This window comes from Ruegeria sp. BHSC223 (genome assembly GCF_059613025.1).
Map to the genome: position 1 here is coordinate 23724 of NZ_JBXWRR010000016.1, position 12272 is coordinate 35995.

Here is a 12272-nt window from a genome sequence, read left to right on the forward strand (position 1 = left end):
AAAATCGCATTCCCGTGTTATAAAACGTCGCAACATAAAACGAGGCGTGAATGAGCAGCAGCCCGAAGCTGGACGAAACCTTGCGCGAGGCGATCATCGCCAAACCGCAGGTGGTATTGGATGACAAGGACATCATGCATGCGCTTGTCGCCGCGAACGAGCGGGCGATGGGCGGCAATGTCGTCGATCTGCGTGGCATCGCGATGGAGCGGCTCGAGGCCCGGCTGGACCGGCTCGAGGACACCCATCGCTCGGTCATCGCGGCCGCTTATGAGAACCTTGCCGGCACCAATCAGGTGCAGCGTGCGGTCCTGCGGCTGCTCGACCCGGTGGATTTCGAAACCTTCCTGCGCGATCTCGGCACCGAAGTGGCCGAGGTTTTGCGCGTCGATGCGATCCGGCTGGTGCTGGAAAGCAGCCAGGCCGAGCGCGGTGCCTCGCTGGAACGGCTCGACGATGTTCTGACCGTAGCACAGCCCGGATTTGTCGACAGTTACCTGACCGCCGGGCGCAACGCGGTGGCGCGTCAGGTCACGCTGCGCCAACTTCAACAGGCCACCCCGCAGGTCTATGGCCGCCGCGCCGACTGGATCCGGTCCGAGGCTTGCCTGAAACTCGACTTGGGCCCCGGTCGCCTGCCCGGCATGCTGGCAATGGGAGCCGAGGACCCGCATCAGTTCACCCCGCAATTGGGTACCGACCTGCTTTCTTTCTTTGCCGGCGTGTTCGAACGCACGATGCGCCGCTGGCTGTCGTGAGCCTGATCTCGCCGGCCTGCCGCGATGCATTGCAGCATTGGCTGGACACGCAGCGGGCACTGGCCGGTCGGGCGGACAACACCATCACCGCCTATCGCACCGATGTGGTCGAGTTCATGTCCTTCATGACCGTGCATTTTGGTGCGACGCAAGGGCTGGCACCGCTGGCCCGTATCGGGGTTCCCGACATGCGGGCCTGGATGGCCCAGATGCGCGCCGACGGGATCGGACCCCGCTCGCTGGCGCGCAAGCTTTCGGCGGTCAAGAACTTCTATCGCTGGCTGGCCGAACGCGAGGGGTTCGAGCCGACAGCCGTGCTGTCGACCCGGGCGCCCAAGTTCCAGAGGAAACTGCCCCGCCCACTGGCCGAGGATGCGGCACGCGCGATGATCGACACGGTCGAGCTGCAATCGACCAAACCCTGGATCGCCGCCCGCGACATGGCGGTGGTGACCCTGCTTTATGGCTGCGGGCTGCGCATCTCCGAGGCGCTGTCGCTGACCGGGCGCGCGGCGCCGCTGCCCGCCACGCTGCGCATTCGCGGCAAGGGCGGCAAGGAACGCCTGGTGCCGGTGATCCCCGCCACCCGCACGGCGGTCAATGCCTATCTGCGGCTCTGCCCCTGGCCGCTGGAGCCTGACGCACCGCTGTTTCGCGGTGCCCGGGGTGGTCCACTCAACGCCCGCAGCATTCAGGCGGTGATGGCCAGGGCACGGATGCAATTGGGCCTGCCCGCCACCGCCACCCCACATGCGATGCGCCACAGCTTTGCCACCCACCTGCTCGAAGCCGGCGGCGACCTGCGCGCGATACAGGAACTGCTGGGCCATGCCTCTTTGTCGACCACACAGGCCTATACCGCCGTCGACACCGCCCACCTGATGGAAGTCTACAACCGCAGCCACCCCAAGGCCTGACGCCCGCGCCCCGGAACCGATTGCAGCAGACGAATTGCAACCCTGTCATTTTTCCGTCATGAGGGGCGGATGACACCTCAGTTCCGCGCTCTCTTCGTCCATCTCTTTACCGCCACCGGCGCTGTCTTTGCCATGCTGGCGATGCTGGCGGCGGTAGATGCCAAATGGGACCTGATGTTCCTGTGGCTGGTTGTGGCCTTCTTTGTCGACGGGCTCGACGGGCCGATGGCGCGCCGCTACCACGTCAAGACCTATGCCCCCGAATTCGACGGGGTGCTGCTGGACCTGATCATCGACTATCTGACCTATGTGTTCATCCCCGCATTCGCCCTGTTCAAATCGGGGTTGATGGATGGCTGGACCGGCTGGTTTGCGATCATCATCATCACCTTTGCCAGCGCCATGTATTTCGCCGACACAAGGATGAAGACCAAGGACAATTCGTTCTCGGGCTTTCCGGGTTGCTGGAACATGGTGGTGCTGGTGATATTCGCGCTCGAGCCAAATTTCTGGGTCAGCCTGGTGCTGGTCACCGTGCTGGCGGTGTCGATGTTCCTGCCGCTCAAATTCGTTCATCCGGTCAGAACGCAACGCTGGCGCGCGGTAACCCTGCCGATGGCGCTGGCCTGGACCTTCTTCGCGGGCTGGGCCGCCTGGGTCGGGTTTCACCCCGAGAGCTGGGCGCATTGGGGCCTGGTGGTGACCAGCCTCTACCTGATTTTCGCGGGGATCGCCCAGATGGTCATTCCCGAGAAAGACATAGCCAGTCCCTTCTGACCCTAACCGCCCGGTTGCCGGGCTGAATCGAGGGCGCTCCCCGGATCAGGCGCCGGATCCGCATCCCCTGCGCAGTGGCGCTCGCGACCAATGCGTCGGTATCGACCGGATGACCCGGTCGCGCTGCCGGGGCTGGCCCATGGCGCAATGACAGGATCATCCGGCCCCGCGGCGACAACCGTGCCAAAGCGGTGGTCAACCCCTCTTGCTGCGCTTGCGGCGACAGGTGATGAAACACCCCGATCGTCAGGATCAGGTCAAAGCGCAGTCCCACCCCGCGAAGCCGGGTCAGGTTGGGCAATCGGTCATCGACCCAGGTGATCGGGTGGCCGCGATGACGCTGCCGCCCCGCGGCGCGAAAGGCGGCCACCGGCTCTACCGCCCAGACCCGATGTCCGCGCGCTGCCAGCCAAGCCGCATCCCGCCCACTGCCGGCCCCGAGATCCAGACAAAGACCGGGGTTTTCAGGCAGATCATCAATGACCGGAGCCAGCACATCTGCACTGTCCAGCGCCTCGAAAGCGGCAATCAGCGCTTCGGCCTCGGCCGCATAGCCACATCGCACCGGTCGGCCACGCAAGCCGCTCACATGATATCTTCGATCTCGAAGTCCTGGCCGTTATGGGCAAAGCTCTCTCCCGCTCGCAGGTCCTTCATCGCCAGATAGATCGGACTTTGCGTCGAGATGCCCATATAGGTTTTGCCATCCACGTCGAACCGGGTGGTCGAGACACAGACCACGAAGTTGCGCCCACCAAAGGACACCACCGCGCCCGGCCCAACCGTTTCGGTCAGCGCGAAATCGGTATTCTCGATGACATCGATCTTGGCGTGATGCGCCTGAACCGGGGCATCAAAGGCGGCGGCCAGATCGCGGTTCTCGCGCGCGGCGACCAGATCGTCCTTGTCATGCACCTCACGGTCGCCCAGTTGCGCCTCCTTCAGGAAGGCTTCGTAATGCGCCTTGGCCGCGGCCAGTTCGGCCGCCTCCAGCGACATCAGCTTGTCATGCACGGCCTGTTTCTGAGCGGCACGGTCGGTCATCTGCGTCTCCTGTCCATGTTCCAGACGATATCTGAATGGGTTGACGCCCAGCTTGCCTTGATCTGGGTCAGATGAGCAAGCCCGCAGCCCCTTCCAGTCGCAAAAGAGCCACCTTGGTCTCCACGCCACCCTCTCCGGAAAACCCGGTCAGGCCACGGGCGCCCATCACCCGGTGACAGGGGATGATCACCGGGATCGGATTGCCGCCACAGCACTGGCCCACTGCCTGGGCCGAGGAGCCGAGATCGCGCGCGATCTCGCCATAGGTGCGGGTATAGCCATAAGGGATCGCGGCGATCGCATCGCAGACGGCGCGTTGCAAGGCCGACCCGCGCACCTTCAAGGGCAGTTCGAACTGTTCCAGCTCGCCCCTGAAATAGGCCCTGACCTGCGCCGCCGCCCGTTCCAGCAGAGGCGTGTGGTCCGATCCGCCAAGTCCCCAGGTGGCGCGGATGATCGCACCATCCTCCTCGGTCAGGACAAAGGTGCCGGTCGGCGTATCAACGGTCAGGCTCGGCATGCCCCGACCATGGCGCCGCAGCGGATCATGCACAAGATGTCGCGCCCTGTTCCAACTTCATTTCGCTACAAATACTCCGGGGAGCGCGAGGGGCAGCGCCCCTCGCCCGGTCGCTGCCGCCCGGCAGCGATCCCCTCAGCCCAGCGCCGCGTCGCAGCGGCCGCAGACGCCCGCATGGGCATGGCGACCGACATCGGGCAGGATCTTCCAGCAGCGCTGGCATTTCTCGCCCTCGGCGGTTTCGAACACCACGCCGACTCCTTCGACCTCGGGCAGGCGGAAGGCCTCAGAGGGTGCCGGATCACCGGTCACCGTCAGGCCCGAGGTGATGCAGAGATCGTCCATGTCGATGCCGGCAAGCAATTCGCGCAGGCCCGCGTCTTCGACATGCACCACCGGCGCCGCCTCAAGGCTCGACCCGATCACCTTGTCGCGACGCTGGATTTCCAGCGCCGAGGTCACCACCCGGCGCACCCGGCGGATGCGGGCAACGCGCGCCTCCAACTCGGCGTCGCGCCAGCTGGCGGGTGTATCAGGGAAATCGACCAGGTGGACCGAGCTGTCCTCGCCCGGATAACGCTCCAGCCAGACCTCTTCCATGGTGAACACCAGCACCGGTGCCAGCCACGTGGTCAGGCGGTGGAACAGCAGGTCGAGCACGGTGCGCGCCGCCCGGCGCCGCGTCGTGTCGCCGTCGCAATAAAGCACGTCCTTGCGGATATCGAAGTAGAAGGCCGAAAGGTCCACGGTGGCAAAGTTGAACACCGCGCTATAGACGCCCTGGAAGTCGAAGGCGGCATAGCCCTTGCGCACCTGCTCATCCAGTTCCGCCATGCGGCTCAGCACCCAGCGTTCCAGCGGCGGCATCTCGGCGGCATCCTCGATCCGGTCGGCCTCGGTGAAATCCGAGAGCGAGCCCAGCATGAAACGCATCGTGTTGCGCAGCCGGCGATAGCTGTCGGCCACGCCTTTCAGGATCTCGGGCCCGATGCGCTGGTCGGCAGTATAGTCGGTCTGCGCCACCCAGAGCCGCAGGATATCGGCGCCGTATTGCTTGACCACCTCGTCGGGCACGATGGTGTTGCCCAGCGACTTGGACATCTTCATGCCCTTCTCGTCGAGGGTGAAGCCATGGGTGACCACGTTGCGATATGGCGCGCGGCCCAGCGTGCCGCAGGCCTGCAACAGCGAGGAGTGGAACCAGCCGCGATGCTGGTCGGTGCCCTCCATATAGACATCGGCGATGCCGTCCGCGGTGCCGTCTTCGCGGTCGCGCAGCACAAAGGCATGGGTCGAGCCGCTGTCGAACCAGACGTCGAGCACGTCGAACACCTGATCCCATTCGTCGGCCTTGTAGTCATTGCCGAGGAAGCGCTCCTTGGCCCCTTCCGCATACCAGCAATCAGCGCCCTCGGCCTCGAACGCGGCAAAGATGCGGGCGTTGACGGCCGGATCGCGCAGCAGGAAGTCCGGGTCGGTCGGCAGCGCGCCCTTGCGGGTGAAACAGGTCAGCGGCACGCCCCAGGCACGCTGGCGCGACAGCACCCAGTCGGGCCGCGCCTCGATCATCGAATAGAGCCGGTTGCGCCCGGTTTGCGGGGTGAACTTCACCAGCTGGTCGATCGAGGTCAGCGCGCGTTCGCGGATGGTCTTGCCATAGGTATCCTGCCCGTCATTGACGGGCCGGTCGACGCTGGCGAACCATTGCGGCGTGTTACGATAGATGATCGGCGCCTTGGACCGCCAGCTATGCGGATAGCTGTGCTTGATCTTGCCACGTGCGAGCAGCCCGCCGACCTCGACCAGCTTGTCGATCACCGTCTTGTTGGCATCACCCTCGCCGCCCTTGCGGGACAGGATGTACTTGCCGCCGAAAAACGGCAGGTCGGCCCGGAACGAGCCATCGTCCATCACGTTATAGGTGATGACCTGCTCGAGCATCCCCAGATCGCGGTAAAGTTCGAATTCCTCCATCCCGTGGGAGGGGGCACAATGGACAAAGCCGGTGCCCTCGGTATCGGTCACGAACTCGGCGGCGCGGAAATCGCGGATGTCGTCCCATTCGCCACCCGAGCCCTCGGCGCCGTGCAGCGGGTGTGTCAGGCCGCAAATCTGCGACGGGTCCACGTCGCCCACGCGGCGATACATGTCCGGGTCCAGACGGGCGCGGCGCATCACGTCATCGGCCAGCTTGTCGGCAAGGATGTACCTGTCACCCACCGACGCCCAGCACTCGTCCGGGGTGCCGGTGACCTCGTAGAGGCCGTAGGCAATATCCTTGCCAAACACCACCGCCTTGTTCGACGGGATGGTCCAGGGCGTGGTGGTCCAGATCACCACCTGCGCGCCGTCCAGATCGCCACTGTTCACCACCCGGAATTTCACCCAGATGGTGAAGCTTTCCTTGTCGTGATACTCGACCTCGGCCTCGGCCAGCGCCGTCTGTTCGATGGGCGACCACATCACGGGTTTGGAGCCCTGATACAAAGTGCCGTTCATCAGGAACTTCATGAACTCGTCGGCGATCACCGCCTCGGCGTGATAGTCCATGGTGACATAAGGATCGGCCCAGTTGCCGGTGATGCCCAGGCGCTTGAACTCCTCGCGCTGGATGTCGATCCAGCCCTCGGCAAAGCGGCGGCATTCCTGGCGGAACTCGACAACGTTGACGTCATCCTTGCTCTTGCCCTTCTTGCGGTACTGTTCCTCGATCTTCCATTCGATCGGCAGGCCGTGACAGTCCCAGCCGGGCACATAGCGCGCGTCGAACCCCATCATCTGGTGGCTGCGCACGATCATGTCCTTGATCGTCTTGTTCAGCGCGTGGCCGATATGCAGGTGGCCGTTGGCGTAAGGGGGGCCGTCATGCAGGGTGAAGGGCGCGCGGCCCGTTTTTTCGCGCAGGCGGTCATAGACGCCGATCTTCTCCCAGCGCTCCAGCCATTGCGGCTCGCGCGCGGGCAGTCCGGCGCGCATCGGGAAATCGGTTTTCGGCAGGTTCAGCGTGTCTTTGTATTCGGGCGTTTCAGCGGTCGTGTCGGCGCACATCTCGGGCGTCCTCTGGCAATCATGTCGGTTGGGGGATATTCGGTTCGGTGCGATGGCTCAAGCACCTTTGCCCGGCGTCTCGATCTGGTCAGAGCGCCGGGGAGGTAATTCGAATAATGATGGCCGCACGGTGGGTCATGGGCGCCTTATAGGCAATTCGCGCGCGGGGGGAAAGCGCCGTTATGACACAGCCGGGTTGCCTTACGCGCATTGGCGTCAAATGGGTTTGCAAACGTGTGCCCGGTTGCGCATTCCAAGGGCGAACAGCAATCCACGACAAAGACCAAAATGAACAAACCCCTCCTGCCCCTTTTCGCCCTTGCACTGACAAGCACGCTTGCAGGCTGTACCGAACCGGCCTCTCCCGGTGCGCAAGCCGCACTGGCACTGTCCAACAGCGTGCAACTGAGCGCTGCCGGCAAGGCGATCGCCCCGGAAAAGATCACCCCGGTGCGGATCACCTTTCCCGACAGCCGGTCTTATTCTGCTGTTCCGCCAGCCTTTCAGCCCAAGACCTGCCAGCTTTCCAGCAGCCATTTCACCGCCGAGGTGAAAATTCCGGGCGAGGTCAATCTGCCCTCTTATGGCACCAAGACACCGCCGATGCGGGTGCGCTGCACCTCGGAGCAGTTTGAATTCGACGATACGGTCAAGCCCGTGAACCTGACGCAGCAGGCCTATTCGGCAGCGGCCGCAGCACATGTCCTTTTTGGCGCAGGTCTGATCGGCGCCGCTGTCACCGCCAGCCAGTCCAGCCAGCGTGACAAGTCGCAGGATGTCTATGGCTATCCGCTGAAGATCGAACTGCAATAACGCGCCTGACCCGAGTTTCAGGCGTGAAACAGCGTTCCCACCCCATAGGCGATGGCCGCCGCGGCCCCGCCTATGGCCAGCGTCTCGAGCCCCGACCGCCACCAGGGTGCCAGCGACCAGCGGCTTTTCAACGCGCCGATGGCAAAGAATACCGCAGCAGTCATCCAGGCTGAAACGGTGAACGCGCCGTCCACCCCGAACAGGAACGGCAAAAGCGGGATCATGCCCGCCAGCAGAAAGGCCGCGAATGTTGCCAGCGCCGCCCGCATCGGGTGGGGATCGACACTGCCAAGGCCGTATTCACCGTCGATCATCAGCGCGACCCAGTTGTCACGATCGGCGGTGATGGCATCTGTGGCCTGTTCCAGAACCTCGCCCGACAGCCCCTTCTGCGCCAGGATCTCGCGCACCTCCAGCCGTTCGCCCTCGGGGTAGCGGGCGATATGGCGCTCCTCGACCACGCGCAGGCGCCGGACGTTGTCCAGATCGGCCTTTGTGCCCGAGTAGTTGCCCGCCGCCATGGAAAACCCGTCGGCCAGAACATTGGCCAGCCCCAGCGCCACGATGACAAAGGGCGAAAGGCCCGCCCCCGCCACGCCCGCCACGATGGCGAAGGTGGTCACCGACCCGTCGATGCCGCCATACACAACGTCGCGCAACACGCCGCGCCCGGGTGGCGCTCCAATCCGCTGCGAGACTTCGTTGGGGCTATGTCCATGTTCTTTCATTCCGGCAGCCTTCCCGGTTGCCCGGTGGGCTGTCCTTGTCCCAGATCAAGCCCCCGCCTGTTACAGTATGGCGTTTGCGGATTGGAACTCTATATCCGACGTTAACAGTCAGAAAAGAGACGCCAATGCCCAGCCCCCTGCCCCTGTTCCAGATCACCGCCCCCCAGATCGACCGCGTCGTGAGGGTCTTCTATGCCCGTATCCGCGCTCATGGCGAACTGGGCCCGGTCTTCGCCGCCCATGTGCGCGACTGGCCCGCGCACGAGACGCGCATCGCCGCCTTCTGGCGCAATGCCATCCTGAAAGAGCGCTGCTATGACGGCAACCCGATGCGGGTGCATGTCGCGCGCCCCGATATCCGGCCCGATCATTTCCCGCTCTGGCTTTCACTCTTTCACGAGGTTCTGACCCAAGAGCTTGCCGCCGACACCGCCACCCGCTGGGGGGCGCTGGCCGACCGGATCGGCCACGGGCTGAAAATGGGCCTGACCTCGATGCGCCAGAAACCGGACGACGTGCCCTCGCTCCTCTGAGCATCTTTTCATTTCGCACCAAATACTCCGGGGGGGCCTACAAAATTCGACGAATTTTGTAGGCGGGGGCAGCGCCCCCTTACCACCTGAAGTCAGCCATTGGCCTTGCTGACAATTCCCGTCAGGGCGCGGCGCACCACGCCCCGGACCGAAGGCCGGCGCCGCGCCGAAAACGGCAGGGGTCGGCAAACCTCCATCGCCGCGACGCCCACCCGCGCGGTGAGCGCTCCGTTCACCAGACCCTCGCCGAACCGGCGCGACAGTTTACTCAGGACCGAACCGCCCAGCACCGGTTCCAACAGGTCATCGCCAACCGCAACCGCACCGGTTGCCACCAGATGCGCCATCACAGCGCGGGTCAGTCGCCAGCTGCCCAGCACGCCGGACCGACCTCCATAAATCTCGGCCACCCGCCGGATCATCCTGAGCGAAGAGGCCAGCGCGGCAACCACATCGGCCAGCGCCAGCGGCACCAGTGCGGTGACGGTGGCCACCCGGCGCGCCGCCACCTCGACCTCGCGTTGCGCCTCGGCGTCCAGCGGGGCCAGCAGGCTGTCCTCGGCCAGCGCCAGCAGGTCACGCGCCTCGAACTGCTCCTCCGCGCGTTCGGCCAACCGTTCGCGGCCCCAACGGGTCTCTTCACGCCCGCGATAGAACCGATCCAGCCGCTGACAGACCGCGCGCGCCTGCGCCAGATCGTTCTCGGCCAGCGCCGCATCGGCGGCGCGGCGCAGCCCGTCGACCCGGCCCAGCCGTCCGATCGCCGCCAGCTCCCGCAGCGCGATCAGCAACGCCACCAGCACAAAACCCGCCAGCAGCGCGGTCATCGCCCAACCCAGAACCGGGACACGGTCCATCAGCCCGGTAACGAAATCCCAGGCCGCGACCGAGATCACCGCCCCCAGAAGCGCAGCGGCCAGACCCCAGAACCAACGCGCCAGCCGCGAAGGACGCCGCGCCGCCACGCGCGCGGCGGCCAACATGGCCGCGCCCTGCGGGCGATCCGTGTCGGGCACCGGCAGCGCCTCGGCCACCGGGGGCGGCGGCGTTTTCTCGTCCTTCAGGTCGAACAGGACCGGACCCTGGGTCATGACCGCCTCCATTCATAACGGATATCGGGCAGGCGCTCTTCGTTGCCCGCGCCATCGGTACGGGCGGCCTCGACAAAGCCGTGCCGCGCATAGAAACGCTGCGCCCCGGTGTTGTGCTGAAAGGTCCAGAGTTCCAGCCGGTCGCTTTGCCCCATAGCATCACCCAACAGGGCCGCGCCCAGCCCCTGTCCCTGCGCCGCTTTTGCAAGGTAGAGCGAACAGATCTCCTGCCCGTCACGGGCGATGAACCCGGCGACCTGCCCGCCGAGAACCACAACCGTAACCCAGCCGCGCGCGATCATGATACCGCAGAAACCCACCGTCTCGGCCCTCTCATAGAGCTTGGGCATCCAGGGCGTGTCCTGCGCGAACCGATAGAGGATCTCGCCCGCAGCCTCAGCATCGCCGGGCCGGGCCGGGCGCAGCACCGCGTTCATAGCCGGTCCCCGAACAGGAACTGCGCCGCCCGGTCCAGCCGGATATGCGGCGGCCCGTCGCCCGGTTTCAGTTGCAGCGGCGCGGGGGCAAAGCTCATTGCCTGAAACCCCGCGCCCAACCAAGCCTCGGCCCCGGTACGGGCCGGGGTCAGCAACTGGCCCGGATCCTCGGGCAAGGCACCGGGATAGAAAGCGGCCTGCCTTCCATCCTCCAGCAGGGTGCCCCGCACGCAAGGCAAGTCGCGCCCGTCATGCGCGCGCATCTCCTCGGTGGTGACGCGCAAAGAAGCAAGCGCCAGTGCGGCGGTCTCGGCTCCGGCGAACTGCGCCCGATCGCGCGCCTCGCGGGTCAGCGCCTCGATGATCGCGGTCAGCTGCGGGTGCTGCCTGTGGTGCAGGTGATCCGCCTTGGTGGCGGCAAACAGGATCCGGTCGACCCGGCGCCCCAGCAGCAGCCGGTTCAGCCAGGCATTGCGGCCAGGCCGGAAGGCACCCAGGATATCGGCCATCGCAAGGCGCATGTCCTCGACCGCCTGCGGACCCTTGTGAATGGCGCCCAGCGCATCGACCAGCACCACCTGCCGGTCGATACGAGCGAAATGATCGCGAAAGAACGGGCGCACCACCTGCGCCTTGTAGGCCTCGAACCGGCGCGCCATTTCCCGGTGCAGCGACCGGCGCGGCGCGGCGCCCGTCACCGGCAACGGCGCAAAGGTCAGCACCGGCGAGCCGGCCAGATCGCCCGGCAACAGGAAGCGCCCCGGCGTGCAGTCGGAAAACCCCGCGCCGCGTGCCGCCTCCAGATAGGCAGTAAAGCTCCGTGCGAGCTCCTGCGCCAGGGGCTCGTCATGGCGCGCGGTCGGGTCCACGGGACCCAGCGCCGCCAGATAGGCCTTTGCCTGGGACCGGCTCCCGATCCGCGCCAGCACGTCGGTCGACCAGTCTTCATAGCTCTTGTCCATCAGACCCAGGTCGAGCAGCCATTCGCCGGGATAGTCGACGATATCCAGATGCACGGTTCGCGGCCCCTGCAAGCCGCCCAGCAAACCTCCGGGCCGCACCCTGAGCGACAAGCGCAGCTCGCTCACCGCGCGGGTGCTGTCGGGCCAGTGCGGCGCGGGGCCGGTCAAGGCCGCCAGATGCGCCTCGTAGTCGAAACGCGGCACGGTATCGTCGGGCTGAGGTTGCAGGAACGCGGCCTCGATCCGTCCCTCCTGCGCCGCGACAAGGCCCGGCATGCGGCCCCGGTCGAGCAGATTGGCGACCAGCGAGGTGATGAACACGGTCTTGCCCGAGCGCGCAAGTCCGGTCACGCCCAGCCGGATCACCGGCTCGAACAGCGCCTCGCTCAGCGTATCCGAAACGGTCTCGACGCCGCGCATCACGCGGTCTGCGAAGGAGGTGATGACCAAGTTCTGCCCCTGCCTGTTTCCCCGCCAAGATAAAGAGCGCGCCGCCCGGTTGCTAGGCTCAGAAACCATTAATCCTGCGCCACTGGCGCCAAATCCGCGAAATATCAGGGGTTTGGCGCGCGTCGGGCATAGTGGCACTATTCCCAAGCGCGCCAAGCCGCTGAGATGAAGTGGATTTGGCGTCCTTCGGATTT

The 12272-nt window shown here is 65.3% G+C and carries 13 protein-coding genes; 5 read left to right on the plus strand and 8 right to left on the minus strand.

Going from position 1 to position 12272, the window contains the following annotated elements:
- Positions 1 to 50: 50 nt before the first annotated feature.
- The 3 genes from AC2FNY_RS17745 to AC2FNY_RS17755 all read left to right on the plus strand — a co-directional run bounded on the left by AC2FNY_RS17745 (position 51) and on the right by AC2FNY_RS17755 (position 2452).
- Positions 51 to 758 carry a DUF484 family protein gene (locus tag AC2FNY_RS17745; protein WP_234139772.1) on the plus strand — a complete coding sequence of 236 codons (708 nt, stop codon included), beginning with the start codon at positions 51 to 53 and terminating at the stop codon, positions 756 to 758.
- Positions 755 to 1675 carry a tyrosine recombinase XerC gene (locus tag AC2FNY_RS17750; RefSeq protein ID WP_496803263.1) on the plus strand — a complete coding sequence of 307 codons (921 nt, stop codon included), beginning with the start codon at positions 755 to 757 and terminating at the stop codon, positions 1673 to 1675. The genes AC2FNY_RS17745 and AC2FNY_RS17750 overlap by 4 nt, the downstream gene beginning before the upstream one ends.
- Before the next feature lie 69 nt (positions 1676 to 1744).
- A complete protein-coding gene (locus tag AC2FNY_RS17755) occupies positions 1745 to 2452 on the plus strand; it encodes a CDP-alcohol phosphatidyltransferase family protein (RefSeq protein WP_234139774.1) in 708 nt (235 codons plus the stop codon).
- Here the strand turns inward: AC2FNY_RS17755 and AC2FNY_RS17760 are convergent.
- The 4 genes from AC2FNY_RS17760 to ileS form a co-directional block, all read right to left on the minus strand.
- Positions 2418 to 3041, minus strand: a complete 624-nt coding sequence (locus AC2FNY_RS17760; RefSeq protein ID WP_496803264.1) for a class I SAM-dependent methyltransferase — start codon at positions 3039 to 3041, stop codon at positions 2418 to 2420. The two genes, AC2FNY_RS17755 and AC2FNY_RS17760, sit on opposite strands and share 35 nt — an antisense overlap.
- Complete coding sequence (locus tag AC2FNY_RS17765) at positions 3038 to 3496, minus strand: hypothetical protein (RefSeq protein WP_496803265.1); 459 nt, start codon at positions 3494 to 3496, stop codon at positions 3038 to 3040. The genes AC2FNY_RS17760 and AC2FNY_RS17765 overlap by 4 nt, the downstream gene beginning before the upstream one ends.
- A gap of 67 nt (positions 3497 to 3563) precedes the next feature.
- Complete coding sequence (locus AC2FNY_RS17770; RefSeq protein WP_234142988.1) at positions 3564 to 4016, minus strand: methylated-DNA--[protein]-cysteine S-methyltransferase; 453 nt, start codon at positions 4014 to 4016, stop codon at positions 3564 to 3566.
- 135 nt (positions 4017 to 4151) lie between these two features.
- On the minus strand, positions 4152 to 7064 hold the full coding sequence (gene ileS, locus AC2FNY_RS17775; protein ID WP_496803266.1) for an isoleucine--tRNA ligase: 2913 nt from the start codon (positions 7062 to 7064) through the stop codon (positions 4152 to 4154).
- 288 nt (positions 7065 to 7352) lie between these two features.
- Here ileS and AC2FNY_RS17780 point away from each other — a divergent pair, with 288 nt between their 5' ends.
- Entirely contained in the window at positions 7353 to 7877 is a 525-nt protein-coding gene (locus tag AC2FNY_RS17780) for a hypothetical protein (RefSeq protein ID WP_234165876.1), read from the plus strand.
- Between the two features lie 17 nt (positions 7878 to 7894).
- On the opposite strand, the gene AC2FNY_RS17785 is transcribed toward AC2FNY_RS17780, so the two are convergent.
- Positions 7895 to 8605 carry a VIT1/CCC1 transporter family protein gene (locus tag AC2FNY_RS17785; protein ID WP_234165875.1) on the minus strand — a complete coding sequence of 237 codons (711 nt, stop codon included), beginning with the start codon at positions 8603 to 8605 and terminating at the stop codon, positions 7895 to 7897.
- A gap of 125 nt (positions 8606 to 8730) precedes the next feature.
- Here AC2FNY_RS17785 and AC2FNY_RS17790 point away from each other — a divergent pair, with 125 nt between their 5' ends.
- On the plus strand, positions 8731 to 9138 hold the full coding sequence (locus tag AC2FNY_RS17790) for a group III truncated hemoglobin (RefSeq protein ID WP_496803267.1): 408 nt from the start codon (positions 8731 to 8733) through the stop codon (positions 9136 to 9138).
- 92 nt (positions 9139 to 9230) lie between these two features.
- On the opposite strand, the gene AC2FNY_RS17795 is transcribed toward AC2FNY_RS17790, so the two are convergent.
- Genes AC2FNY_RS17795 through AC2FNY_RS17805 form a run of 3 tightly spaced genes read right to left on the minus strand, consistent with a single transcriptional unit; the run spans position 9231 to position 12078 of the window.
- Complete coding sequence (locus tag AC2FNY_RS17795) at positions 9231 to 10229, minus strand: YcjF family protein (protein ID WP_496803268.1); 999 nt, start codon at positions 10227 to 10229, stop codon at positions 9231 to 9233.
- A complete protein-coding gene (locus AC2FNY_RS17800; protein WP_234139783.1) occupies positions 10226 to 10666 on the minus strand; it encodes a GNAT family N-acetyltransferase in 441 nt (146 codons plus the stop codon). Before AC2FNY_RS17800 ends, AC2FNY_RS17795 begins: the two co-directional genes overlap by 4 nt.
- Positions 10663 to 12078, minus strand: a complete 1416-nt coding sequence (locus tag AC2FNY_RS17805; protein WP_496803269.1) for a YcjX family GTP-binding protein — start codon at positions 12076 to 12078, stop codon at positions 10663 to 10665. Before AC2FNY_RS17805 ends, AC2FNY_RS17800 begins: the two co-directional genes overlap by 4 nt.
- Positions 12079 to 12272 lie beyond the last annotated feature (194 nt).